This is a genomic window from Rhizobium sp. 57MFTsu3.2, assembly GCF_012932765.1.
Lineage (GTDB): Bacteria > Pseudomonadota > Alphaproteobacteria > Rhizobiales > Rhizobiaceae > Rhizobium > Rhizobium altiplani.
This window is the reverse complement of record NZ_JDWI01000022.1, coordinates 56,667-82,280: the sequence shown is the minus strand read 5'-3', so window position 1 is coordinate 82,280 and position 25,614 is coordinate 56,667. Positions and strand designations below refer to the sequence as shown.

The 25,614-nt window shown below is 61.0% G+C and carries 26 protein-coding genes; 11 read left to right on the top strand and 15 right to left on the bottom strand.

What is annotated here, in order from left to right; translation table 11 throughout:
- Positions 1-7 precede the first annotated feature (7 nt).
- Positions 8-1,039 (top strand): LacI family DNA-binding transcriptional regulator, encoded by a 1,032-nt coding sequence (locus AF71_RS21470; protein ID WP_018856534.1) that lies wholly within the window; start codon positions 8-10, stop codon positions 1,037-1,039.
- Between the two features lie 45 nt (positions 1,040-1,084).
- Here the strand turns inward: AF71_RS21470 and AF71_RS21465 are convergent, their stop codons facing one another.
- On the bottom strand, positions 1,085-1,582 hold the full coding sequence (locus AF71_RS21465; RefSeq protein WP_018856533.1) for a helix-turn-helix domain-containing protein: 498 nt from the start codon (positions 1,580-1,582) through the stop codon (positions 1,085-1,087).
- A 223-nt stretch (positions 1,583-1,805) separates the two neighbouring features.
- On the opposite strand from AF71_RS21465, the gene AF71_RS21460 reads away from it, so the two are divergent.
- Complete coding sequence (locus AF71_RS21460; protein WP_018856532.1) at positions 1,806-2,330, top strand: hypothetical protein; 525 nt, start codon at positions 1,806-1,808, stop codon at positions 2,328-2,330.
- 33 nt (positions 2,331-2,363) lie between these two features.
- A complete protein-coding gene (locus tag AF71_RS21455; RefSeq protein ID WP_113471954.1) occupies positions 2,364-2,990 on the top strand; it encodes an isochorismatase family cysteine hydrolase in 627 nt (208 codons plus the stop codon).
- A 133-nt stretch (positions 2,991-3,123) separates the two neighbouring features.
- Here AF71_RS21455 and AF71_RS21450 read toward each other — a convergent pair whose 3' ends face one another.
- The 9 genes from AF71_RS21450 to AF71_RS21410 form a co-directional block, all read right to left on the bottom strand.
- Entirely contained in the window at positions 3,124-3,594 is a 471-nt protein-coding gene (locus AF71_RS21450; RefSeq protein ID WP_018856530.1) for a cupin domain-containing protein, read from the bottom strand.
- A 128-nt stretch (positions 3,595-3,722) separates the two neighbouring features.
- Entirely contained in the window at positions 3,723-3,944 is a 222-nt protein-coding gene (locus AF71_RS21445; RefSeq protein WP_018856529.1) for a hypothetical protein, read from the bottom strand.
- A gap of 80 nt (positions 3,945-4,024) precedes the next feature.
- Positions 4,025-4,417: an ester cyclase gene (locus tag AF71_RS21440; protein ID WP_026371712.1), complete on the bottom strand. Its 393-nt coding sequence runs from the start codon at positions 4,415-4,417 to the stop codon at positions 4,025-4,027.
- Positions 4,418-4,526: 109 nt separating this feature from the next.
- On the bottom strand, positions 4,527-5,303 hold the full coding sequence (locus AF71_RS21435; protein WP_026371711.1) for a phosphodiester glycosidase family protein: 777 nt from the start codon (positions 5,301-5,303) through the stop codon (positions 4,527-4,529).
- Between the two features lie 166 nt (positions 5,304-5,469).
- Positions 5,470-6,780 carry a xylose isomerase gene (xylA, locus tag AF71_RS21430; RefSeq protein WP_018856526.1) on the bottom strand — a complete coding sequence of 437 codons (1,311 nt, stop codon included), beginning with the start codon at positions 6,778-6,780 and terminating at the stop codon, positions 5,470-5,472.
- A gap of 39 nt (positions 6,781-6,819) precedes the next feature.
- Positions 6,820-8,274, bottom strand: a complete 1,455-nt coding sequence (gene xylB, locus AF71_RS21425; RefSeq protein WP_018856525.1) for a xylulokinase — start codon at positions 8,272-8,274, stop codon at positions 6,820-6,822.
- An 18-nt stretch (positions 8,275-8,292) separates the two neighbouring features.
- The gene (locus AF71_RS21420) at positions 8,293-9,318 is read right to left on the bottom strand and encodes a LacI family DNA-binding transcriptional regulator (RefSeq protein WP_113471956.1); all 1,026 of its coding nucleotides are present in this window, start codon (positions 9,316-9,318) and stop codon (positions 8,293-8,295) included.
- A 147-nt stretch (positions 9,319-9,465) separates the two neighbouring features.
- Entirely contained in the window at positions 9,466-11,058 is a 1,593-nt protein-coding gene (locus AF71_RS21415) for a DHA2 family efflux MFS transporter permease subunit (protein ID WP_018856523.1), read from the bottom strand.
- A gap of 19 nt (positions 11,059-11,077) precedes the next feature.
- Entirely contained in the window at positions 11,078-12,274 is a 1,197-nt protein-coding gene (locus tag AF71_RS21410) for an HlyD family secretion protein (RefSeq protein ID WP_113471957.1), read from the bottom strand.
- Between the two features lie 154 nt (positions 12,275-12,428).
- On the opposite strand from AF71_RS21410, the gene AF71_RS21405 reads away from it, so the two are divergent.
- The 3 genes from AF71_RS21405 to AF71_RS21395 all read left to right on the top strand — a co-directional run bounded on the left by AF71_RS21405 (position 12,429) and on the right by AF71_RS21395 (position 14,897).
- Positions 12,429-13,100, top strand: a complete 672-nt coding sequence (locus AF71_RS21405) for a TetR/AcrR family transcriptional regulator (RefSeq protein WP_018856521.1) — start codon at positions 12,429-12,431, stop codon at positions 13,098-13,100.
- A gap of 106 nt (positions 13,101-13,206) precedes the next feature.
- Positions 13,207-14,046, top strand: coding sequence for an AraC family transcriptional regulator (locus AF71_RS21400; RefSeq protein ID WP_018856520.1), 840 nt, complete (start codon positions 13,207-13,209; stop codon positions 14,044-14,046).
- Positions 14,047-14,147: 101 nt separating this feature from the next.
- A complete protein-coding gene (locus AF71_RS21395) occupies positions 14,148-14,897 on the top strand; it encodes a TerC family protein (RefSeq protein WP_113471958.1) in 750 nt (249 codons plus the stop codon).
- Positions 14,898-14,928: 31 nt separating this feature from the next.
- Here the strand turns inward: AF71_RS21395 and AF71_RS21390 are convergent, their stop codons facing one another.
- Complete coding sequence (locus tag AF71_RS21390; protein WP_169682960.1) at positions 14,929-15,861, bottom strand: phytanoyl-CoA dioxygenase family protein; 933 nt, start codon at positions 15,859-15,861, stop codon at positions 14,929-14,931.
- A 93-nt stretch (positions 15,862-15,954) separates the two neighbouring features.
- Here AF71_RS21390 and AF71_RS21385 point away from each other — a divergent pair, with 93 nt between their 5' ends.
- A complete protein-coding gene (locus AF71_RS21385; RefSeq protein WP_018856517.1) occupies positions 15,955-16,782 on the top strand; it encodes an AraC family transcriptional regulator in 828 nt (275 codons plus the stop codon).
- 57 nt (positions 16,783-16,839) lie between these two features.
- Here AF71_RS21385 and AF71_RS21380 read toward each other — a convergent pair whose 3' ends face one another.
- Positions 16,840-18,423 (bottom strand): DHA2 family efflux MFS transporter permease subunit, encoded by a 1,584-nt coding sequence (locus AF71_RS21380; RefSeq protein ID WP_169682958.1) that lies wholly within the window; start codon positions 18,421-18,423, stop codon positions 16,840-16,842.
- A 23-nt stretch (positions 18,424-18,446) separates the two neighbouring features.
- A complete protein-coding gene (locus tag AF71_RS21375) occupies positions 18,447-19,646 on the bottom strand; it encodes an HlyD family secretion protein (protein WP_018856515.1) in 1,200 nt (399 codons plus the stop codon).
- A 123-nt stretch (positions 19,647-19,769) separates the two neighbouring features.
- Between AF71_RS21375 and AF71_RS21370 the strand changes: the two genes are divergently transcribed.
- Positions 19,770-20,426 carry a TetR/AcrR family transcriptional regulator C-terminal domain-containing protein gene (locus tag AF71_RS21370; protein ID WP_018856514.1) on the top strand — a complete coding sequence of 219 codons (657 nt, stop codon included), beginning with the start codon at positions 19,770-19,772 and terminating at the stop codon, positions 20,424-20,426.
- Between the two features lie 9 nt (positions 20,427-20,435).
- On the opposite strand, the gene AF71_RS21365 is transcribed toward AF71_RS21370, so the two are convergent.
- A complete protein-coding gene (locus AF71_RS21365) occupies positions 20,436-20,984 on the bottom strand; it encodes a glutathione peroxidase (RefSeq protein ID WP_018856513.1) in 549 nt (182 codons plus the stop codon).
- Positions 20,985-21,120: 136 nt separating this feature from the next.
- Here AF71_RS21365 and AF71_RS21360 point away from each other — a divergent pair, with 136 nt between their 5' ends.
- On the top strand, positions 21,121-21,882 hold the full coding sequence (locus AF71_RS21360; protein WP_018856512.1) for a DUF4239 domain-containing protein: 762 nt from the start codon (positions 21,121-21,123) through the stop codon (positions 21,880-21,882).
- Positions 21,883-21,942: 60 nt separating this feature from the next.
- On the opposite strand, the gene AF71_RS21355 is transcribed toward AF71_RS21360, so the two are convergent.
- The gene (locus AF71_RS21355) at positions 21,943-22,977 is read right to left on the bottom strand and encodes an aldo/keto reductase (RefSeq protein ID WP_026371710.1); all 1,035 of its coding nucleotides are present in this window, start codon (positions 22,975-22,977) and stop codon (positions 21,943-21,945) included.
- 112 nt (positions 22,978-23,089) lie between these two features.
- On the opposite strand from AF71_RS21355, the gene AF71_RS21350 reads away from it, so the two are divergent.
- Positions 23,090-23,644 carry a TetR family transcriptional regulator gene (locus tag AF71_RS21350; protein ID WP_018856510.1) on the top strand — a complete coding sequence of 185 codons (555 nt, stop codon included), beginning with the start codon at positions 23,090-23,092 and terminating at the stop codon, positions 23,642-23,644.
- Positions 23,645-23,743: 99 nt separating this feature from the next.
- Positions 23,744-25,513 (top strand): SLC13 family permease, encoded by a 1,770-nt coding sequence (locus tag AF71_RS21345; protein WP_018856509.1) that lies wholly within the window; start codon positions 23,744-23,746, stop codon positions 25,511-25,513.
- Positions 25,514-25,614: the final 101 nt, after the last annotated feature.

Genomic DNA, 25,614 nt, shown 5'->3' with positions numbered 1-25,614 from the left:
GGACGCAGTGTCGAATTCCACGCCCGCAACCATAGAAGACGTCGCTCGGATCGCCGAGGTTTCGATCGCGACGGTATCGCGGGCGATCCACACGCCGGAGAAGGTCGCCAACTCCACGCGCCTGAAGGTCAACCAGGCAATCGCCATCACCGGTTACACGACCAATGCCATGGCGCGCAGCCTGCGGCTCGGTCGGTCGAATATGATTCTCGTGGTTGCTCCTGACATCGGCGACCCAAACTTCTCCAACATTCTGGTCGGCCTCGAGAACGAGGCGCGCGCCCACGGCTACGGCATCCTGATCGGTCACACGCAGAACGATGCGCAGCGCGGCCTCGAATATCTGAAGTTCCTGAATTCCAACCAGGCCGCCGGGCTGATCCTCTTCACCGGCATCCTGCCCTTCGGCCACCAGACGATGACCGCCCGCCTGCCGCCCAGCGTCGGGGTCTTCGAGCCGGTTTTCAACGGCGGCATTCCTTATGTCGGCGTGGATGATGTGGAAGGCGCCAGAAAGGCCGTCGATCTGCTGCTGGCAGAGGGCCATCGCAAGATCGCCTTCATCGGCGATTCGCGCACACGCCTTGCCTATAGCCGCCGGCGTCAGGGCTACGACGCGGGGCTCGATGCGGCGGGCGTTGCGCCAGATATGCGCATCGTGCTCGAAGGCGATGGAACGCTAGAGAGCGGCCGCCATGCCGTCGAGCAGCTCTTCATGCGCGACACGCTGCCGACCGCCTTCATGTGCGTCAACGACCAGACGGCGATCGGCGTGATGATCGGACTGAATGCCCGCGGTTACGACATTCCGAAAGACTTCTCCGTGACCGGCTTCGATGACGTGCCGCAGGCCGTGTTCATGTCGCCGCCGCTGACCACCATCCGCCAGCCGCGAACCTTGATCGGAAAGCAGGCCATGGCGCTTCTTCTGGAATTCCTGTCCGACGGCCAACCGGCGGAAACCGAAATCCTGCTGCGCCCGGACCTAGTGGTACGCAACTCCGTTGGCGCACCATCGCGTCGCTGGACGAAACGCTAAAGCGAACGGCGTAGCGTCCGCACCGTCGATACAATCAAACATTGATCATCGACTGCCCTTGAATGCCTCCCATCGCGCGTCCCGTTCGCGCTGATAGGCCGGATTGAGCTCAGTACTCAAATCTTCCCGTCTTATCGGCTGGCCGCACGATTCGCATGTCGGCCCAAGCCCCGCCGGCTTGCCGCAGCAAAGGTGCGTGTATTGCACGGCGCGGCCTTCGTCACCCGACTTCAGCCAGGTCTCGCCCCAGGCGCGCAGCGCCAGTATCACCGGGTAGAATGCTTCGCCCTTTTCCGTCAGGTGATACTCGTAGCGCGGCGGCCGCTCGCTGTAGCGACGGCGCTCCACAATGCCTTCGGCTTCCAATGACTTCAGGCGCGTTGCGATCATCTGCGGGGTCCCGCCAGTTTGCGCCTGAATTTCTTCGAACCGGTGACTGCGCATGAACAGCTCGCGCAGAACAAGCACGGTCCAACGATCCCCGACAACCGCCTCCGAGCGAGCAACCGGGCACAGCGTGTCTGGTGCAGAATCTTTCTCCATAGCGTAACTTTCTTTTTCATAGTTACTTGTAGATATGATTTTCATAGTTAATATAAGGAGTCATTAAAGCAAGCGCAACCGGCCATCTGGCCCGCGCTGAAAGGAGCGACATGGCCCAAGCAGGAGCATCGGCAATGCAGGCGCATAGCACTGCCCACTCAAAGGAGTTGCGTGGCGACGTCGCGCCGAAATCAAGCTCATCCAGCAGCGAAAGGAACCCGTCATGAGTGATCATGAAATCGTCGATTCAAGCTTTACCGCCGTCATCAACGCACCGATCGAGAAGGTCGACATTCCGAAATGGTGCTTCACGCTCCCCGAAGACGAGTACCAACGCTGCTCTCCGGCACACATCGCCGCCGGCTTTACGACGGCCCCCGACGGTAGGCGCATGTCGATCAATGTCGAGACGATCGGCGGCAGCCTGATGGTTCAGCACTATGTCGAGACCCTGGGTGAAAAGGATCACCTGATCCTGGAATCCGTTTCGGATATAGTCACGCCGACAGGCCGCACGACGATCCATGTGCTTTGGGAACTCAGCGTCAAACGAATCGACGATCAGACCTGCGAATTCACGAACCACGTTCGGTCCAGAGCAACGGAAGAATTCAAGGCCTTTCTCGATAGGCAGGGCATTCCTTTCGACGTCTTTCGCGCACAGCGTCAGCCGATGTCGATTGCGCACAACAAGGGCGAAACGCCACTCTTTGCGGCCAGCATCGAGCGTGCCGCACTTCGCAACTAAGTCCCGAAACACCTCAGCTTATTGGAGACAGTCATGTCAAAGCCGAATTACAGCAAGCAAACGACCGCCTTGCTCCTCGTCGATCCCTTCAACGACTTCCTGTCCGAGGGCGGGAAGGTTTATCCGCGCCTCAAGCCGATCGCCGATGAGGTCGCGCTTCTCGATAACCTCCGCCGGCTGGATGGCGCCATACGCGCGGCGGGCATTCAGGTGGCCATCGCCCCGCACCGGCGGTGGGAGCCGGGTGATTATGAGGATTGGGATCATCCCAACCCCACCCAACAACGGATCATGCACCAACACCAGTTCGCGCGCGGCGAATGGGGTGGCGAATGGCACCCGGATTTTGCGCCGAAACCTGGCGACATCGTCGCCAAGGAACATTGGGGGCAAAGCGGCTTCGCCAACACCGACCTGGATTTCCGACTGAAGCAGAAGGGCATCACCCACGTGATCGTGGTCGGACTGCTGGCCAATACCTGCATCGATACGACCGCCCGCTACGCCATGGAGCTTGGCTATCACGTGACTCTCGTGCGCGATGCGACGGCCGCCTTCTCGCATGAATTGATGCACGCCGCACACGAGCTCAGCGCGCCGACCTTCGCACATGCGATCCTGACGACCGACGAAGTGATTGCGGCCTTGCCCACGGCGTAACGACTGCATTGGAAGGCGCGCCGGTTCTCCCACCGTCCGCGCCAAGAGGCAACGTGACGCCGCCATCCGACACCGGCCGGGACGTCCCGCCGCGCTTGGCGGCGGGAGCAATTGGCATTCACCCGGCAACTGGCTATTGCGACTTCTGGGGATCATCCGCCGGGTTGACGTACTTGATGCCCCAAGGGCCGTTCGTGTTGATTTGGAGTACGGTCTCATCGTCGAAGTAGACGAAATGCGCCGTGCCCGGCGGCAGGGCAAAGAAACTACCCGCAGCCAGTGCCTTCGTGGCACTCCGATCAGCGGTTTTGCCCATGCCAAATTTGGCAGTCCCGGATAGGATCGTCACAACTTCATAGCCAGGATGTGTATGCGGCGGGATCGCATATCCCGACGGCACCTTTAGCCGAAGCGCAAACAAGCCTTTCTTGGTGGGATTGCCGAACAAGACCGCCGCTTGTGCTCCGGCCGGAAGCACCTTGGGGGCCTCGACCCACTTGATATCACCGGGAGCGAATATAGTGTGCGCATCCTCCGCCAGAGCGAGCGATGCAGCCCCGCAGAATCCAATCAAGCCGACTGCGAATATCGATGCGATCTTCATGATATCCTCCCTCTCGCCGGGCCTTCAACCTCGGCTGAGCGCTGGGGCAGGCTCGCGAAAGCCAAGAATACGTCCGCAGACCATCTCTAGGCAAGCGTTCCTCGGTCGTCCGACCGACCGCCGGCAGGTCATTTCACCCGCTTGAACACCCATTTCACGACGTATTCGCCGCTTCGCTTCATCTTGGTTTTCGTCTTGACCTGCACCGGCCCGCCCAGAGCAGCCTCGGCGGCTTCAAACGCCTGGCGTGCCTCGGCCATGGCCGCGTGATAGGCGCTGTTGTCGCGCTTGGGACTATCGGCGACGGCCTGCACGAGGGCGGCGCTCCAATCACGTTCACTGTCGCTCATTTATCAACCCCCGTTCGCAGCAAGGCGGTCTACGCTCTCGAGCCTTGGCTGCGCAAGCGCGAATGATTGAAGCGGCGGCGTCATTGCTGCAGCTGCGATGCGATTGCCGCCTTGTCGATGACAGACCAGACCTCCTCGATCCGCCCGTCCCGGAACTCATAGAACACGTTTTCAGTGAACGAGACCCTCTTGCCGTTCACCGGCATGCCAAACAGGAGCCCTTTCGGCGTGCAATCAAACCGCAGGCGGCTTCCCACGCGGGGCGGCTCGGAAATCAGGAAATCGATGTCGAAATGTAGGTCCGGAATCGCAAGAAAGTCGCCCTCCAGCATCTGGCGATAGCCGGACAGCCCGATTCGCGCTCCATTGTAGTGAACATCGGGATGAACGAACTGGTCGAGCGCCGTCCAATTCTGGCGGTTCAGACAGGCGATGTAGTCTCGATAGACGGCAGCAAGGTCGGCTTTGGACACGGCATCGCCTCCGGGTGTTATGGTCCCGAGGCCAAGTAGGATGACGCCGAGATTTGGCAACCGCATATCGGGATGATCCGACCGCTTCGAACGCGACGCAGCCCCTGCGTCACTCCACCAGCCCGAACATAGGGCCGAACCCGCCATGCCAGGATTTGTCGTTGCGCCCAAGGGCCGGACTGTAGAGCCCGACACCGCGGCCACCGTCGAGAAACAGCGCATTCGGGCAGGACAAATGATCGCGGAACAAGCGCGCGAAGTCGTGGAAATTCACCCTGTCTTCACTGACTGCGAAGCGCACCGCGCCATCGGCGCAGATGCCGACCCCGCCACGACGGGTGCGGTCCGTCGATCCGACGATAAAGATCGGGTTCAGCTTGTTGCCGATGACCAGCATCGGACCGGACTGGGTGGCGAACCGGACCTCCGACCGGCGTTTCAAAAATTCTTGCGTCGGAAGTATTCCGGTGGCGGCGCCATCGATGAAGAACACGCCATTCGGCTTTTTATAGAAGTTCGGCACGGGACCCGAGGCGGCGCCGTCTCTCTCGGTGCGGTTGACGGGCCGCAATTCCTGGCCGTCTTCCACATAGAGGCCGATCGGCGAAAAATCAGGCAGATACATGCCGGCATTGACCGCGAACGCCAAGGTCTGTCCCTTGTTGCGAACGGCCTCGGCGACGCTGGAGAAATCCCGATAAGGCTCTCCATCCGCGTTCTTCCAGAACAAGCGCAGATCGCCTTCTTCTTTCTCGACGGTGCAGACGATATAGGCCTCCCCTCCGAAGGTATCCTGCACGCAGGGCTGGGGGGAAGCTGCCCCTGCAGATATCGCCGCTGCCAACATCGCTGCTATGGCAAGCATGCCCTGTCTGAGATAGGCCATCGTAGCCATGCCCTTCTTTTCAGATCGCCATCCGGCCGCCCGCAGTGTACCCTTGGCATCCTATCTCGCCTGAATCGTCAAGGCGACGACCGCGCGCCGTCCCCATCAACGAAAAAGGGCCGGCAAGCTCTCGCTCCCGGCCCTCTCCTCCACAATCAACCGCCGATTAAACGTAACGGTTGACGATGTTTTCGAGCAGTTCCTGCTTGCCGGACTTCGGCTGCGGGTTGATGTCCTTGGCTTCGACCCACTCGGCGATCTGCTCGAGCGAGTATTCGCCGCGGGCGAGCTTCTGGCCTTCGGCCGAATCCCAGCCGGCGTAGCGGGCATCGAGCGGGCCGGACAGAGCCTTGTGCTCGATCATCTTGGCAGCAGCCTTGAGACCGCGGGCGCAGGCATCCATGCCGCCGATATGGCCGATCAGCAGATCTTCCGGATCGAGCGACTGGCGGCGAAGCTTGGCGTCGAAGTTGGTGCCGCCGGTGGTGAAGCCGCCGCCCTGCAGGACGTAGTAGTAGGCGAGCGCCATTTCCGGAACGTTGTTCGGGAACTGGTCGGTATCCCAGCCCGACTGGTAGTCGTTGCGGTTCATGTCGATCGAGCCGAAGATGCCGAGCGCGTTCGCGAGTGCCAGTTCGTGCTCGAAGGAGTGGCCGGCGAGGATCGCGTGGCCCTGTTCGATGTTGACCTTCACTTCGTTTTCGAGGCCGTGCTTCTTGAGGAAGCCGTAGACCGTCGCGACGTCGTAGTCGTACTGGTGCTTGGTCGGCTCCTGCGGCTTCGGCTCGATGAGGATCGTGCCCTTGTAGCCGATCTTGTGCTTGTACTCGACGACGAGGTTGAGGAAGCGGCCGAGATGGTCGAGTTCCTTTTTGAGGTCGGTGTTGAGCAGGGTCTCATAGCCTTCGCGGCCGCCCCAGAGAACGTAGTTCTCGCCACCGAGCTTGGCCGTGGCGTCCATGCAGGTCTTAACCGTCGCGGCGGAGTAGGCGAAGACTTCCGGATCCGGGTTGGTGGCCGCACCCGACATGAAGCGGCGGTTCGAGAAGAGGTTCGCGGTACCCCAGAGCAGCTTGACGCCTGATGCGGCCTGCTTTTCGGCGAAGTAGTCGACGATCTCGTTCAGGTTCTTGGTGTTTTCGGCGAAGTTCTTGCCTTCCGGGCGCACGTCGGCGTCATGGAAGCAGTAGTAGGGCGCGTCGAGCAACTGGAAAAGTTCGAACGCAACGTCGGCCTTCAGCTTGGCGGCCTTCATCGTATCTTCGAACCAGGGGCGCAGGAAAGTCTGGCCGCCGAAGGGATCGCCGCCCTGCCAGGCGAAGGTGTGCCAGTAGGCGACCGCGAAGCGCAGATGATCTTCCAGGCGCTTGCCGAGAACGACTTCGTCCTTGTTGTAGTGGCGGAAGGCCAGCGGGTTCTTGCTGTCCGGGCCTTCATATTTGATCTTCTGGATGTCGCCGAAAAATCCGGTGCTCATGTCCATGTCTCCTTGGGTTTCGGGATTGTTGCTCTGGGTTCAGTGCTGCAGCGATTTGATCGCCGGATAGAGAGCGCGATAGCGCTTGTAGGAATCTTCGTAAGCGCCGGAGAGCGCCGCGACGGGCTCGATCGTGCCCGCCGTCTTCGGTGGTGTGCAGACCGCAACCGGATCTGCGCCAGTCGCGGCGATCAGGCCGAGGCGGGCCGCGCCAAACGCTGCGCCGAAGTCACCGTCAGCCGGCAGGTCGACCGGCACACCGAGCGCCGTAGCAATCGAGGCCAGCCAATAGCGCGAGCGCGAGCCGCCGCCGATCGCGGTGACGCGGGAAATATCCGTGCCCGCAGAACGCAGCGCTTCGAGATTGTCGCGGATCGCGAAGGACACGCCTTCGAGAACAGCCTGGGTCAGCACCACGCGGCTGCTCTCATGCTCGAGGCCGATGAACGCACCGCGGATGACGGCATCGTTGTGCGGCGTGCGCTCGCCCGAGAGATAGGGAAGGAAGGTGACGCCCGACGGCGCTTTCAGCGTTTCACCGAGTTCAGTGGTCAGGTCAGCCGCCGACTGTCCCGTGACGCTGGAGTGCCAGTTCAGCGCGTCCGTCGCCGAGAGGATGACGCCCATCTGATGCCAGGTATTCGGCAGAGCATGGCAGAACGCATGCACGGCGCTTTCCGGCTTCGGCAAATAGGCCGCATTGGCCGCGAAGAGAACGCCCGAGGTGCCAAGCGACACGAAGGCCGCGCCATCGCTGACCGTGCCCATGCCGCAGGCGGAAGCGGCATTATCGCCGGCGCCGCCGGCAACGACGACACTTCCGGAGATTCCCCACTTGCTGGCCAGCTCGCCGCGCAGCTTGCCGCCCTGCTCCGTGCCTTCGATCAGATGAGGCATCTGCTTTTCATCGAGGCCGGTGACCGCAAGAAGCTCTGATGACCACTTGCGCTTGCCGGTGTCGAGCCACGAGGTGCCGGCAGAGTCCGACATTTCCGAAATGTGCTCGCCGGTCAGCCAGAGGCGCAGATAGTCCTTCGGCAGCAGCACCTTGGCGACCTTGGCGAAGATTTCCGGCTCATGCTTGGCGACCCAGGCAAGCTTTGGCGCGGTAAAGCCGGGGAAAACGATGTTGCCGGTCAGCCTGCGGAAACGCGGATCGGAATCCAGCGCGGCTGCCTCGACATAAGAGCGCGTATCGTTCCACAGAATGCAGGGGCGCAGCACCTTATCCTCGGCATCGAGCAGGGTTGCGCCGTGCATCTGGCCGGAAAGGCCAATGCCCTTCACGGCAGCGAGTTCCTTCGGATGCTTTGCCTTTAACCCGGCTACAGCCTCTTCCGTCGCGCGGATCCAGTGCGAGGGCTCCTGCTCCGACCATCCGGAATGCGGGCGCGAGACGTCGAGCGAACCATTGGCCGAGCCTATGATCTTCTGATCGCCATCGATCAGCATGGCTTTGACGCCGGAGGTTCCGAGATCGAGACCCAGATACATGTGTTTCTCCCTTTGCCGTTACGGCAGATTATCTTTCAGAAATATGTCGAGGCGGATGCGCTCCTGCGCCTCGATGACGGAAAGTCCGTCCGCCTTCGCCTTGAGGACGCGGATAGCGCTGCGCACCTCATGGCCTGCATTCTGGTTCAGAATTGCATCAATCGTTCCATCAAGGAGCGCGGCGCGAGTATGGGCCGTCAATTCGTGCGCGACGACCGTCAGCGACCGGTCGACCGCCTTTTCCTTCAGTGCCTTGATCAGGCCGCGATTACCGGCGCCGAGGCTGTAGACGCCGATGATGTCGCTTTTCTTCGACAACGCATCCGCCACCAGCATATGCGCCATGTCAGGATCGTCGCGCCCCTCAATGACGGGAAGGATGGAGAGCGATGGAAACTCCGCGGCCATGACGGCAGCAAAACCCTCGAGGCGTTCGCGATGGTCGCGGACCAGCATCGAGCCGGCGAGCACCGCGACCTCCCCCTTGCTGCCGCCCAAGAAACGCCCCAGCAGCCGTGCGGCTGTGCGTCCGGCGGCAATATTGTCGACACCGGCATAGTGATGCCGCTGCGAACCGGTGAGATCCGAAACCAGCGTCACGACGGGAATACCGTCCTTCACCAGCCGATCGACAGCGTCGCGCACCTCAGGCGCATCGGTGGCGACAAGCGCGACCCCCGAAGGCCGCTCTTCTCCAAGTTCGTCCAGAACCCCGACGAGCGCGCCCGGATCGAACGCCGGCACCTCGACGGTGCGGATTTGCGTTCGCTCCACGGACGACCGCGCAATCGCGGCTTGCACCTCGTCATTCAGCCCATGCATGAAAGAATTGTCGCTGGTCGGAAGGATGAACACGAGCGGATAGGTCCGGCCTTTGGCGAGATTGGCAGCGGCAACGTCCCTGACATAGCCGATCTCGCGAATGGCGTTCTCGACCTTCTCGCGCGTCACGTGACGCACGCCCGGCCGCTGGTTCAAAACCCGGTCAACGGTTGCCAGGCTGACGCCTGCCGCAGCAGCGATATCGTGGACTGTTGGCCTCATCTCTCCTCCTGACGAGACCTTTAGCTCCAAATTTGATGTACGTAAATCAAAAACTGCAAACGTTTCCGTTCACGTCAAATCTTTATGCAAAAAATGAGGGCCGGCGTGGTGTCCCAAGCCGGCCCTAAACCCTGATTTCAAGAGTGGTCAGTGGCCTCCGCCGCCGCCACCTCCGCCTTGGGGTGCAGGCTTGTCCAGCATCGCAACGCCCAAGATCATCGCCAGGAACAGCACGGTCAGCATCAGGAAAACATCACTGAAGGACAGGACGATTGCCTGCTTCGTCACGAGCCCGACCATCTGCTTGATGGCAACAACCGCGCCATCCATGCCGTAGGCGTCGAAGTTCGCCGCCATGTTGTTCATCTGGTCGATCGCGGCGGGATTTCCCCAATCGATATTCTCGCGCAGCCGCTCGTAATGAACATCCTGCCGGTTCGTCAGCACGGTGTTGATGATCGCCAGCCCCACGGCGCCGCCGAGGTTGCGAGTCAGGTTGAAGAGGCCCGACGCGCCGCGCATACGGGCCGGCGGCATCGTGCCGAGCGCGATATTGTTGATCGGCACCATGCACATCATCAGCCCGAAGCCGCGGAAGATCTGCGGAATGAGGAGCTCGTAGAAGTCCCAGTCCTGGGTCAGATGCGTCATGATGTAGGTACCGGCCGCGAAGCTGGCGAAACCGATCACCATCATCAGCCGCAGATCCATCTTCGTCGACAGCTTTCCGGCGATTGGCGCGGTGAAGAACATCGCGAGGCCCGATACGAACATCGTTTCGCCGATCATCAGCGAGTCATAGCCGCGAATGCGCCCGAGATAGACGGGGTAGATATAGGTCAAGCCATAGAGGCCGATACCCATGACGAAGGAAAACACGGAGCCGAAGGCAAAGTTTCGGTTCGTGAAGGCCCTCAGGTCGACGACCGGGAAATCAACGGTGAAGGCCCGATAGAAGAAGACAACGGCAGCGATTGCAGAGGCGATCGCGCCCATGAAGATATAGCTGTCGTTGAACCAGTCGTTGGAATTGCCTTCCTCCAGCACATACTCAAGCGCGCCGAGGAAGACGCCCATCGACAACAGGCCCCACCAATCGAACTTCTTGATCAGCGCGAATTCCGGCTTATCGAAATCGATGAAATTCCAAGTGACGATCGTCACAATGATGCCCGGGACAATGTTGACCAGGAACAGCCAGTGCCACGAGAAGGCGTGGCTGAGATAGCCGCCGACCGTCGGGCCGATGGTCGGAGCAAGCGTGGCGATCAGGCCGATGATCGGCGAGACGATGCTGCGCTTGGAGGGCGGGAAGATCGTGAAGGCTGCCGCAAAGACCGACGGAATCATGCCGCCGCCGATGAAGCCCTGGATGGCGCGGTAGACGATCATCTGGTCGATGTTCGTCGCCGTCGCACAGAGCGCGCTCGCCATGGTGAAGCCAGCAGCGGAAGCCGCAAACAGGTATCGTGTCGAGACGATGCGCGCGAGCGTGCCCGACAGCGGAATCATGATGACTTCGGCGATCAGATAGGAGGTCTGCACCCAGCCGATCTCGTCCGAACCAGCGCTGAGGCCAGCCTGGATTTCGGCAAGCGATGCCGACACGATCTGGATATCGAGGATCGACATGAACATGCCGAGCACCATCGCGAAGAACGCGATGAGCTTGCGTGGATCCATATGATCCGTGGCCGCTGGAGTGGCCGGAACGGTTCCAACTGTTGCGCTCGCGGCCATCGGCCTACCTCGTCAGGATTTACTTGGTCGCATCCGGCGCCGTGCGCGTGTCGACATCAACAACCACGCTCAGGCCTGCGCGCAGGCGACCGCTGTCGAGAGCATCCTGCGGCAGCGAGATACGAACCGGCACGCGCTGAATGATCTTCGTGAAGTTGCCCGTGGCGTTTTCCGGGGGCAGCAGCGAGAAGACGGAGCCGGAAGCCGGCGAAATCGATTCAACCGTGCCGACGATCGGATGGTCGCCATAAGCATCGACATGCACGTTGACCTTGGAGCCCGGCACCAGATGTTGGATCTGCGTTTCCTTGAAGTTCGCGTCGATAAAGAGCTGACGAACCGGGACGAGCGCCATCAGACGCTGGCCGGGCGACACCAGATCGCCCTCCTGCACCGAGCGATTGCCGACGACGCCATCATAGGGCGCTTTCAGGACCGTGAAGGAGAGATCGCGGGCAGCCTTGTCGCGCGCAAGCTCGAGCTGGCGGATCGTGCCTTCGGCCTCGCGGCGCTGCGCCTGCAGCAGCGTTACATTTGCTTCCGCGGATGCGATCGCCGCATCACCGCCAATCAGGTTTGCCTTTGCCTGGTCGAGAGCAATGTTCGCGGCGTCGAGGTTAGCGGTCGTACCGACAGACTTGGATTGCAGTTCCGCGGCGCGGGTCTGTGTGATCTGCGCACCGCGAACGGTGGCTTCCAAAGCCGTCTTCTGGGCCTTGGCCTGGTCGAGGCTTGCCTGACCACCGGCAATCTGCGCGTCAATACGCTGCAGCGAGAGCGTTTCGGTATCGAGAGAAGCCACCGCCTGATCGAGGGCGAGCTTGTAGTCGCCGTCGTCCAGCGAGGCCAGAACGTCGCCGGCCTTGACATTCTGGTTGGCAACGACGTTCACCTTGGCGACATAGCCGGTAACCTTCGGCGAGATCGTCGCGATATCGCCTTCGATGTAAGCGTCGTCGGTCGAGACCAGGAAACGGCCCGTCGTCCACCAATCGTAGCCGTACCATGCGGCGCCTGCGAGCAGCGCAAGGCCGATGATTGGCAGGGCAAGACTGCGCTTTTTCTTCTTCTCAGCGGGAACGGCCTGCGTGTCGGCAGGAGCCTGCGGCGCGCGCGGTGCTTCCGCGGTGGGGACTGCTGCTTCCTGAGCCTTGCCCTCGGTTTCAGCAGGTTCGCTGACGATGCGGGCAACATTGGCTTTTGGACTGGACGACATGGGCGACTACCGGCAAATTGAGTGAATTTAATCGAACTGAACGGTTCGGTTCAGTTGACATAGAACCTTTTTCCATTCATATCAAGCTGTATCGAACCACCCGGTTCGATTTTATTAACGAAAAGTTCGCTGATGCGGATATGGTTAAGGAGCTATGACAGAGCTTTCCGATACGCGCGTGGATGAGTTTCCCTCGACAGGCGGCCGATGGGCCGCGGGCGAAGACCCTGCCAAGCGCAAACAAATTCTCGACGGCGCCCGCCGCGTTTTCATGAAACTTGGCTTCGATGCCGCGAGCATGAACGATGTAACGCGCGAGGCGGGAGTTTCAAAAGGAACGCTCTACGTCTACTTCGCCAACAAGGAAGAGCTCTTCACCGCGATGATGGAGAGCGAGCGCGCGGCGTTCGTCGCCAGCGTGCGCAATACTCTCAAGGAATCCAATGATCCCGACGTTGCGCTGCACGACTTCGGGATGACCTTTGTCAGCCATCTGACCGAGGATAAGGTCATCAATGCGATGCGTACGGTCATCGGCGTCCGCGACCGCATGCCGCATCTCTGTCAGCGCTTTTTCACCGGCCCCGAGAACATCCGGACGGTGCTGAAGGACTTCCTGACGAGCCAGGTCGAGGCCGGCCGTTTCGAGATCGACGACATAGAGCTTGCCGCCCGCCAGTTCCTGGAGCTCTGCGGCGGAAGCTTCTTCAAGCTGCGGCTGTTCGGCGACATGGACGCCCCTCCTCCGCGCGAGGAGATGGATCGCGTGGTCAACGGCGCCATCCGCGTCTTCACCGCCGCGTACGGCACCAAGAAGCGATCCTGAACCCACACCTTTGATTTCTTTCTCCGTCCGCGCCAGAATCCCGCAACAGGGATCAAACGCGGCCTGCTGCCCTTCGCTATGAAGGGAATGCAGCCAGGGAGAAGAAATGAGCGCCGTCGGACGTGCGATCTGGTTCATCGAAAGTCATTTCGGCAACGACATTACTCTGGAAGAGATTTCGGACGTTGCCGGCCTTTCGCGCTACCACCTCTCGCGCGTCTTCGGACTCGTCACCGGGCATTCGATCAGCGGCTATATCCGCGCCCGCCGTCTGAGCGGCGCGGCACGGACGCTCGTCGATCAGCCGGAGAGCATTCTCGAGGTTGCCCTCGACGCGGGTTATGGCTCGCACGAGGCATTCACTCGCGCCTTTCGCGACCAGTTCGGCCTGACACCTGAGGCCGTCCGCAAGCAGGGGCACACGCGCAACCTCGCACTACTGGAGCCGATCAGAATGGATCCCGCCCGCCTTCCCGAACTCGAGCCGCCACGATTTGAAACCTTGCCGCCGATGCTATTTGCCGGCTTGCAGGAGACATATCCCTATGGCGGCAATGCCGCGATTCCCTCGCTCTGGCAAAAATTCAATGTTCATTTCGGCAGCATTCCCGGCCAGGTCGGCAATGTCGCCTATGGCGTCTGCACGCACATCGAGGGAGAGACAGAGAAATTCCGCTACATGGCGGCCGTGGCTGTCGACGACAGCAGCGACCTGCCGGACGGCTTTGCCACGTTGAAGATACCCGGTCAGCGGTATGCGGTCTTTGCTCATCGCGGCCACGTCTCCGGCATTCCCGCTACGATGCACCAGATTTTCGGGAGCTGGATGCCGAACGCAGGCATGGAGTTCGGCAACATGCCCGACATGTTCGAGCGTTACGACGACCGCTTCGACCCCTATACCGGCATGGGCCTGACGGAAATCTGGATTCCCATAAAGGAATAAAACGCGCCTTGCTTTCGTATATCCCCTTGCGCGCTTGCCAAGGCAGGCCGCGTCCGTACATTGCGAGCGTCAATTTGTGTGGCGCAAGGGGATAAACGCCGATGCAAGACATTATGATGCTCGTTCAGGACCCGGCCGCCTGGGTGGCCCTCATCACTCTGGTGGTGATGGAAGTGGTCCTCGGGATCGACAACCTCATCTTCATCTCGATTCTCACCAACAAGCTGCCACCTGAGCATCGCGAGAGAGCACGCAAGGTCGGCATCGGCCTTGCCCTCGTGCTGCGACTTGCCCTCCTCGGCATGGTTGCCTGGATCGTTACGCTGACGACGCCGGTCTTCGAACTGTTCGGTCACGGCTTCTCCTGGAAGGACATCATTCTGCTTGTCGGCGGTCTGTTCCTGTTGTGGAAGGCGACGAAGGAAATCCATCACAACGTCGATCCGGCCGATCACAACGAGGATTTCATTGTTTCATCAGCAACAAGAGGCGTTACCGCAGCGATCGGCCAGATCCTGCTGCTGGATATCGTCTTCTCGGTCGACAGTATCATCACCGCCGTCGGCATGACCCCACACGTCCCCATCATGGTCGTCGCCGTCGTTGTGGCCGTAACCGTCATGCTGGTCGCGGCAAAGCCGCTCGCGAACTTCATCGAGAGGAACCCGAGCATCGTCATGCTGGCGCTGGCCTTCCTGATGATGATCGGCATGACGCTGTTCGCAGAGGGCATGGGCTACCATGTGCCGAAGGGCTACATCTACGCCGCGATGGCCTTCTCGGCGCTGGTGGAGGTGCTCAACATGTTCGCCCGCAATGCCCGTCAGCGGAAAAAGCAGGGCGGCCACTGAGTCGCCATGGGCACGGCAATGAGGCCGTGCCCTAGAGCATGTCCCCCAGGGTCCAGTGGTTGCCCCATCGGGCATCGATCTCGTCATCGACGTTTTGATAGCGGATATCCGTCGACAGTCTGATCCTGTTCGAGGCGCTTTGGTTCGTGGTCGAGGCGTGGATCATGTAAGGGCTGTGCAACACGACATCGCCGGCCTCGTAGTCGGCGACCAGCCAGCGCGTATCGAAGCGCTCTGCCATGTCGGGCAGGTCCTTCGATACCCAGCCGCCCTCGGTCATGTTGCGGTTGAAGGCACTGATCTTTTCTTCCGCAGACAGGTCGAGGCTCTTTCTGGAAAACTCCTCCTCCATGCGCACACCAATGGCATGCGAGCCCTCGAGGTACACGAGACCACCCATGTCGACTGGGGTGTCGCCGATCGGAATCCAGGCCGTCACCAGCCGGTTGGTGCCGCCACGTAGATAGACCAGATCGTAATGCGCCGGCGTCGCTGTCGTCGTACCGGGTTGGGTAAAGCGCATGATCTTGCGTTTGTGCAGGTAGGAGATGCCGGAAAGAAACTCATCCATGAACTGCGCAAGCCGCGGCTGCGCGCAAAAACCCTCGAAGGCGACCGAGCGGACGAGCGACATCAAAATGCGATCCACCTGGCCTTTGTCCAAACCCGTGCCGGCGGATAGCCCGAGCATCGGATCGGTGCCTGGCGCGACGAGCCCGCCGCGCGCCAGATGCGAAAAAACCCAGCCGCGAAACGCATTGGCCACTTGGGGATCGAGAAAGCGCTTCAACCAGACATAGCCGTTTTCGTGATAAAGCCTGCGGATCGCCTCCACGCCGATCGACGGATCCGTCGGCTTGAGTTCGCCCAACCGGTTCGCTGCGGTCGAAAGGACTTTCCCGTTGGCGACCAAGTCGATCGCCGGTGGTTGAGCTGGCCGCTGATCCAGGGCAAGACTTGACATTTCGATCACTCCCAAAGCGAAATGGACGCTGCATATGTGAGACACTGGAGATAAACTTGCCATGGACGGAAAGAGCGACTGGACTTTTCGCTCATGACTGAAGCGCCGATCGCTCTCTATCGTTGGCCCTCTTCCGAAGGCATGGCGCTCGCCGTCACGGGGTTTGGCCGGCAGCGCATCGGAGCGCGTATCACCAACCGCCGCCTGCCAATGCACGCGGTCGTCCTTGTCGAGGCCGGGGATGGCACGCTGCAGACAGCGAAGGCGGGCCTTCAAGAGATCAACGGGCCGTCGCTCTTCTGGTTGCCGGCCGGCACATTACATTCCTATGGCCCGACGAACGGAACGAGCTGGGAGGAGAGATGGGCTCTCTTCGAGGGGACGCTGATCGCAGACCTGATCCGCCAGCGCCTGATCTCGCCGACAGAACCGGTGGTGCGTCTACAGAACCTGCGTGAGATGCAGCACCTCTTCGGCGCGCTTCATTCGGACTTTGCCGCAGGCGATCCGCTCAGCCTCGCTTCGGCGGCAGCGACGCTTCACCGCATCGCCGTCCAATCCGCGCGCCATGCGAACGCCGGCGGCGACAACGGGGCGAACGTCGAGATCGAGTTGATCATCGAGACCTTGCAGCGCCGGGCTTTCGAGCCGGTGGACATGCATTCGCTGGCACAAGAATTCGGCATGTCGCCGGCAACGCTGCGGCGGCATTTCCAGGCTGCCCTCGGCCTGTCGCCGAAGGCTTTCCAGCTGCGCCTTCGTATCGATCGGGCCAAGCAGCTGCTGACGACATCGGATCGGTCGATCGAGGCGATTGCGTATGCCGTCGGTATTGACGATGCCTTCTACTTTTCGCGGCTGTTTCAGGATCGCGAACACTGTTCGCCAAGCGAATTCCGCCGTCACTACCGCAGAACATGACTGTGGCCGGATCGAGTCCGGCCGCAGTCATGCATTGATTCGGTTCAATTGCGCTGTTCAGTGGGCGCCGGCGCCGCCACCGGGCTGCGCCTTGCGCGTGAGCAACAGGGCGAAGGCGGCAATGGCCAGCACGACGCCGATCACAGCGAAGGTGTCGCTAAAGCCAAGGATCAGAGCCTGACGTCTGACGATCTGACCCAAGGCGACGATGGCTTTCTGGCTGGCGACTGCCGGATCGGAGACGCCGTGTGCCAGGAAGTAGTTGGTGGTTTGGGCGAGGCGATCACGAACCTCATCGCGAGCCAGCGTTACAGACTGCCCGATGATATTCGAATGGAACTGCTCGCGCTCGGTCAGGATCGTGCCAAGCGACGCCGTGCCGACCGCGCCGCCGAGGTTGCGCAGCATGTTCGTCAGGCCCGAGGCAGCCGCCGCATCCGACGCAGCAATACCAGCGGTCGTGATTGCGGTGATCGGGGTCAGGACCAGGGCCTGGCCGATCGCCCGCACGATGTTCGGAATCCAGAACTGATCACCGGCGTTGTTCGCTGACAGCGTGATGTTCATGAAGCAGCTGATCGCGAAGATCGAAATGCCGAGGAAACCGATATAGCGGGCGTCGAAGCGCTTCATCAGCAGCGGAACGAGGGGAATGAGCAGCAGCTGCGGCAGGCCGGTCCAGGCCAGGACATTGCCGATCTGCTCGGCATTGTAACGCTGCACCTGTCCCAGATACTGCGGCAGGATGTAGACGGTCCCGAACAGCGCGACGCCGACGAGCACATTGACGGCAACGCCAATGCCGAAGTTGCGCTGCTTCAGGAGACTGAGCTTCACCAGGGGCTTTTGAACCGTCAGCTCGATCCAGATGAAGGCAGCGAGGAAGACGAACGCCACGATGCTGAGCTTGACGATGAAAGGCGAGGAGAACCAGTCCTCCTTGTTTCCCTCCTCGAGCACCGTCTGCAGGGCGGAAAGGCCGATCGCCATGGTAACAATGCCGGCCCAGTCACCTTCCTTCAGCAGGCGGAGCTGCATCGGCTGCTTCTCGAGCGTCAGGGCAAGCGCAGCGGCCATGATGGCACTCGGGAGCGCGTTGATGAAGAAAATCGTCTGCCAGCCGTAGTTCTCCGTGAGATAACCGCCGATCGTCGGGCCAATGGCCGGGGCAAAGGTGACGGACAGGGCAAAGAGTGCGAGGCCGCGAGGCTGCTGAAACTTGGGGAGCTTGGTAAGCACCATGGTAAACGCCATGGGGATGAGGACACCGCCGGCAAATCCCTGCAGGCCACGCAGCAGGATCATCGTGCCGAGATCGTGGGCGAAGGCACAGGCGATCGAAAAGATCGGGAAGAGAACCGAATTGACGAGAATGTAGCGGCGGAAGGAAAAGACGCTGCTGAAATACGCCGTCAGCGGAATGACGACGATCTCACCGATCAGATACGACGTCGAGATCCAGGCGCCGTTGTCAACGCCGGTGCCGATGCCGCCCTCGATATCGAGGAGCGAGGCGTTGGTGATCTGGATGTTGAGGATTGCCATGAACGCGCCGATCATCCCGGCAAGTACGGCAATCCAATCCTTTACGCTGGCGCCCGGCTGGGAGACGGGGGCAACGGTTGCAGTTGTGGTAGACATGGCACCACCCTCATCCTCTCCGGTCAGGCCCCATCGGCCGCATCGGCGGCCTTGGTGTTGATGCTTGGCTGCACCGACATGCCGGGGCGAAGATCGCCGGCTGCCGCTCCATTGCCGTCGAGCACGATCTTGACCGGGATACGCTGGACGACCTTCGTGAAGTTTCCGGTGGCGTTGTCCGGCGGCAGCAGCGCGAATTCCTGGCCGCTGGCCGGTGCGATGCTGTCGACGTGACCGTGATAAGTGCGGCCCGGGAACGTATCGACTTCGATCTCGACAGGCTGGCCGGCATGCACGTCGGTCAGCTGCGTTTCCTTGTAGTTCGCAACGATATAGGCCGCGCTGGTGGGAACGACCGACATCAGCTGCGTGCCTGCCTGGACGTACTGGCCAACGCGCAGTGTACGGTTGCCAACGGAGCCATCGACCGGCGCCACAATCGTGGCATAGGAGAGATTGAGTTCGGCCTGGCGCTCAAGCGCCTGGCTGCGGGTGAGCGCAGCCTTTGCCTGGGCAAGCTCGGCATTCAGAAGATCGACCTGCTTTACGGCTGCATCGAGGGCGGCGCTGTCGCGCACGATGGTCGCCTGTGCTGCCGCGATCTGCGAGGCGGCCTGCTGCGCGGTCTGGACCGGGGCGTAACCGTTGGTGGCCAGGCTCGAATAGCGCTTGTTGTTCTGCTCGGCGAACGTCTCGTTGGCCTTGTCGACCTCGACCGTGGCGCGGGCGGCGGCGATCGTCGATTGCTGGATTTGGAGGGCCGCCTCCTTCGCATTCAGCGTCGCCGCCGCGGCGGCAACGTCGGCCTTCGCCTGGTCGAGCGCGGCTCGGAAGTCGCGATCATCGATACGCGCAAGCGGCTGACCCGCCTTGACGGTCTCGTTGTCGTTGACGAGTACCCGGGCGATGTAGCCGGAAACCTTCGGCGCGATCGCACTGTTGTCCGCCTTCACATAGGCGTCGTCGGTCGACACGTGGAAGCGACCGACCGTCCAGTAATCGTGTCCGTAGTAGGCACCCCCGGCCACGATCGCGAGGGCGGCTGCGCCAAGCAGGAGCAACCGGCCGGCTCGTTTGCGGGCTTGCGGCACGTCAGCGGCAGCGCGTGGCGCCTCCGCGTGCGGCGGCTTGCTCGCTTCAAGCGTTTCCGGGATCACCTCTGCGACCGCTACGGCGGTTGGATCGGCGTTGTTGTTCAGAGCATGCAGCTTCTGGGCGGTCATTGTTTTCTCCGGATCATGGCCGCCGTCGCAAGCGATGCAGCCTCTGATGCACAAAATGGAAAATTGACGTTTTCCAAAATATGCTCTATAAAATGGATGTCAACTTGAATTTGGAAAATACCGATGGTCCAAAATCACAAGATCGAGAGAAGGCCGCGCGGCAGACCGCAGGCGCGGTGCGACGAGGACACCAGGAGCGTCATCATCGAGGCTGCCAACAAGCAGTTTCACGCGAACGGATATGCAACGGCGTGCATCGCGGATATTGCGCAGGAAGCGGGCGTCTCGACGAAGACGCTCTACAGGCTGTTTCCGACGAAAGCCGACCTCTTTTCCGACCTGATCACCGATCGCATTGGACGCTTTTTGCTGGCTCTCGACCCGACTACGCTTGCCGCGGCCGATCTTCGCCAGGGACTGGAGCGGATGCTGATGGCTTACGGCATGCTGACGCTTTCGGACGACACAATCACGATGATGCGGCTTGTGATCGGCGAGTCCGACCGCTTCCCCGAGATCTCCGCTTCCTTCTACGAAAAAGCCATCGTCCGAACGAATGCGCTGATGGAGGGGTGGCTGCGCAAGCAGGTTGATCGCGGCGTCATCGCTCTCGAAGACCCGCATGCGGCCTGCGGCATGCTGCGCGGCATGATGGCCATGGAGCCCCAGCGCGCCGCCATGCTGCGCCAGCAGCCGGCGCCGGGGATTGAGGAGATCGCGGCCCGGGCGAAAATGTGCGCCGACCTGTTTCTGAACGGCGCAGCAGTCGCTCCGGCTTAATAGCCGGTCTTAGGCGGTCTTTGAAAGTTCCTTGTCGATGGCCGAAACCAGTCGCTGGTCATCTGCCGTCACGTCAGGCGCAAACCGCGCCACGATCTTGCCATCGCGACCGATCAGGAACTTTTCGAAGTTCCAGAGAATTTCACTCTTATCGTCGGTCGCCAGGCCATTGCTGCGCAGCCGCTCCCGCATCGGACCTTCGCCGACGGCAGTCCCGGCAGCCGCCGTCAGGTTCTGGTAGAGCGGATGCTTGTCCCCGCCCTTGACGGAGATCTTCGAGAAGATCGGAAACTTCACGTCATAGGTCAGCGTGCAGAACTCGACGATCTCGGCATCCGTACCCGGCTCCTGCCCCTTGAAATTGTTTGCCGGAAAGGCGGCAATCACGAAGCCGCGCTCTCGCTTGTCCTCATAGAGCTTCTCAAGCCCTTCATATTGAACGGTGAGGCCGCATTTGGAGGCGACATTGACGACCAAAATCACCTGGCCGCGGTGATCGTTCAGCGTTGTCTCGCGACCATCGGCCAGCTTCACCGGTATATTCAAAAGGTCCGTCATCGCTATCTCCACCATGAATTCCGCCGCGGAAGCTATACCCAACGGAGCGTTTGTCCAGCGGGCAGATCCGGTCCACTGACAAAATCAATTAAAACAGCTAGTTTGCCGTCGAGAGCACGGGAGGGCGCAACGAAAGATGGCACTGGAATCGCTGGTGGCGGCCGTTGTCTTTGCTTTGCTCATGACAGCCTCGATCGGAACGATGCTGACCTATTCAAAGCTGCCTGTGCATCACCGGCAGGACGAGACCAACACCGTCGTTCGGCTCGTCGCCAACATCTTCGTCGTCATGACATCGCTGGTCTTCGGCCTGATGATCAATTCCTCGAAGAACACTTTCGGCGAGATCGACAAGAACGTTCACGCGTTCGCAACCCAGATCATCCTTCTCGACCGGACCTTGCGGACCTATGGCCTCGAGGCCACGGAAACTCGCAAGCGTCTGGAGAACTACGTCGAAAAGGCTCTCACCAATCCGGCACGCGCCGCGCCGGATCCGCTGGTCAAAAGCGACCGCACAAGCGAGATTGCCCTCAACGCCGTCGGAGACAGTCTGGCACTGATCGTGCCTTCCGACCCGGGCCATGTGGTGTTGTGGAACGACGCTCGCCAGCAATATCAACGGATCGTCGAGCAGCGCTGGGTCATCGTGGAACAGTCGGAAGGCGTCATCCCAAGGCCGCTCATAAGCATGCTGACGGCGTGGCTGACGTTGATCTTTGCGAGCTTCGGCTATCGCGCGCCAAGAAACATCATTGTCGTGCTGATGTTCACCATCTCCGCGCTCCTGATATCGCTATCGATCTTCATCGTGCTGGATATGGATATTCCATTCTCGGGCTGGATCCAGATCTCCGACACACCTCTTCGCAGGGCGCTTGCCGAGCTTCAACAATAGCAACTGCGAAGCACCGCGCCGTCCTGGAAGGAGCGACCCAGTGTGGCCACGGCATCACAGTTAGCGAACCGCAATCGTCGGCCAGTCGATGAGGTCGGCCTTTGCACCGGCCAGCGTGTTGCGGCTCTGGGAGACCACATCGTGGGGAAAGCCGAGCGATATCGCGCTCGCGTCATCGAGGCGCCGAACCTGCTCCTCACTAAGCTTCACGTCCAGCGCGGCAAGGTTGTCGGCAAGCTGCTCAGCCGTTCGCGGCCCGATGATCGGCAGCGTGCCCTTGTGCAGCACCCAGGCGATGGCGATCTGGCCGGCCGGCACGCCGGTTTCCTCGGCGATTGCCAGAACTGTATCGACCGTTGCCGTCTTGCGCGCATCGCTTTCGGAGTGAATGACGACGCCGAGCCCCTGCTGGCGGCCAGTTTCGCCCTTGCGGTACTTACCGGTCAGCAGCCCGCCGCCGAGCGGCGACCAGCCGACAGTACCAAGGCCAAAGGCCGCCGCCATCGGCAGCAGCTCGCGCTCGGACGTACGCTCGACGAGGCTGTACTCCAGCTGCAGAGCCGACAGTGGCGCCCAGCCACGAAGCTCGGCAAGCGTGGCACCAGTCGCCACGCGCCAAGCCGGGAAGTCGGAAAGTCCGGCATAGAGGATCTTGCCCGAGCGGACGAGATCATCGAAACCTCGCATGATCTCGTCGATCGGCGTTACGGCATCCGGCATGTGCGCCCAAAGAAGATCGATCCGATCGGTGCCGAGCCGCTTCAGGCTTGCCTCGACCGACTGAACCATGGCCTTGCGGCTGTTGCCTGTACGCTGGAGGCCGGCCGCGTGACGATCACCGAGCGAGAACTTCGTCGCGACGACCATGTCATCGCGGTCGCTCGCGATGAACTCGCCGACCATCGTTTCCGACTGGCCGAATTGATACTGGTCGGCCGTGTCGATGAAGTTGCCGCCGGCGTTGCGGTAGCCATCGAAGACCACCTTGGCCTCCTCGCGACTGGAACCGTAACCCCAGCCCGTCCCGAAATTGCCTGTGCCAAGTGCCAGGCTGGAGACACGAAGTCCGGTTCGGCCGAAAATCCTATAGCGCATTGTCATTGCCTTCCTTGCTTCCTTGGTCAATTTTAAATGACGATCGTCATTCATTTGCATTTAAATGACGGACGTCATATAATTTGTCAAGAACAAATGATGAGAGCCTCAAATGCGCCCAACAAAGGAACAGGCGAACCAGAACCGCCAACGGATCATCGACACGGCCGGTCGGCTCTTTCGAGAGAAAGGAATTCATGCTGTCGGCGTCGACGAAGTAATGAAGGGCGCCGGATTGACGCATGGTGGTTTCTACGGCCACTTCAAATCGAAGGGCGACCTTGCCGCGGAAGCCGTCAGCCACGCCCTTTTGGAAAGCCTACGTTCCGAACCCGCCTACGCCACGCTCGGTGCGTTGGCGAAGAATTATCTATCGAGGGCACATCGAGATGCGGCGGACAGCGGCTGCACGGTTGCGGCTCTTGGCCCGGAAATCGCCCGCCTCCCCAAGGGGCAGCGCGGCGGGATCACCGACTACGTTCGCGCACGCATCGAGCAGGTCGAACAGATCCAGGCGCAGCAGGGGCAAACGGTCGATCGCGGCAAGGCCATAGCAGATCTCTCAAGCCTCGTCGGAGCCCTCGTCATGGCGCGCGCCGTCGATGACCCTGCCCTCTCGGACGAAATCCTCACTGAAACGATCCGTATCCTCGACGGGCGGCGTTAGGAACTTTGCCCGCGGCGCGGCATTGATTAGTCCAGCGGAGCTTACAGTTATCGGTACGGCGGGCACTCGCCGGTGCCGACCTCAAGTTGCTGGAATCGCATGACAACGCAGCAGATCCTCGCCTTCGGGCTCATCGGCCTGATGATGGCAGTCTTCATCTGGGATCGGTTTCGCTATGACCTGGTTGCCTGTTGCACTCTCGTGCTGGCCATCTGCGTCGGTATCGTGCCTTTCAACCGGGCATTTTCGGGCTTCAGCGACGACATCGTGATCATCGTCGGCAGCGCCCTCATCGTCAGCGCCGGCGTGGCGCGCTCGGGGATCGTCGATACAACGATCAAGCGCTTCTTTCCGAACCTGACCAAGCTGCATGCGCAGCTCGCGCTGCTGCTCATTGTCGTCGCGCTTCTGTCGGCCTTCATCAAGAACATCGGCGCGCTTGCGATCATGATTCCAGTCGCCTTCCAATTTGCCCGAAAAAGCGGGAGGTCTCCGTCGCTTTACCTGATGCCGATGAGCTTTGCCGCGCTACTCGGCGGGTTGATGACGCAGATCGGCACCTCACCAAACATCGTGGTCTCGCGGCTTCGCGGCGAAATCACCGGGACGCCTTTCACGATGTTCGACTTCACACCCGTCGGCGCGACGCTTGCTCTGGTTGGCATCGTCTTCTTGATCCTTTTCCACTGGCTCGTTCCCGAACGGCAGAACGAGAACCCATCGCTTGAGGAAGCGTTGGATTTGAAGAACTATTTCTCCGAAGCAACGGTGGTCGAAGGCTCCGGCTTCGAAGGCAAAAAGCTCAACGAGCTCCTGCAGCTCGGCGATGGAGAAGTGGTCGCAACCGCGATCCTGCGCGGGCATTCGCGCCTCGCGCCGTTCCCCGACGTTCTCCTGAAGCCGGGCGACACGATTCTGCTGGAAGGGCGTCCTGAAGCCCTGGATCGCGTCGTTTCCAACGCCAAACTCAAACTTTCAGGCAAACCGATCCCCGAAGCAAAGACGGAGGGCGACGTGACTTCGATCGAAGCAGTGGTCTCCTCCGAGTCCATGCTGATCGGGTGGTCCGCGCGCCAGCTCTCGCTCTGGAACCGCCGGCGCATCAACCTGCTTGCGGTCAGCCGGCACGGGCACAGGCTGACCGAACGGTTGAGCGAAGTCACCCTGCGCGCCGGCGATGTTCTTGTGCTGCAAGGCAGCCGTCGAAACCTGCCGGGCTTCCTGCAGGAATTCTCCTGTCTCCCATTGGCGCAGCGCGAAATCATGCTCGGCACGCCGCGCAGAGCTTACGTACCGCTGCTGATCCTTGCGACAGCGATGGGGATGACGGCGGCCGGAATGGTTCCGGTTTCGGTCGCCTTCTTCTGCGCCGCGCTGGCGATGGTCGTTTTTCGGGCCATCCCCCTTGCCGAGGTCTACAAGGCGGTGGACGGCCCGATCCTCATCATGCTTGCCGCGCTGATCCCCGTCTCCGACACATTGCGAACGACCGGCGGAAGCGATCTGATTGCCGGGTGGCTGGGGCACTTCGCCGCCCAGATGCCGCCCTTCGGCGCGCTGACTCTGATCGTCATCACCGCCATGGCGGTAACGCCGTTCCTCAACAATGCGGCAACGGTTCTGGTCATGGCGCCAATTGCGGCGAGCTTTGCCCACACGCTCGGCTATAGACCGGAGGCCTTTTTGATGGGGGTCGCCATCGGCGCTGGCTGCGATTTCCTGACGCCGATCGGCCACCAATGCAACACGCTGGTCTTCGGTCCCGGCGGCTATCGTTTCAGCGATTACCCCCGCCTCGGCCTGCCGCTGTCATTCGTCATCGTCCTCGTCAGCGTACCTGTCCTGCTCTACGTCTGGCCTGTCCATTGATGCGATCGCCCATTTTCCTTGACGCGCGCGGTCGAATATGGCCTTAAGGCCAGCCAAATGGGCAATCGGCGGATGAACGGGGGCAGTGCCCTTTTCCGGCC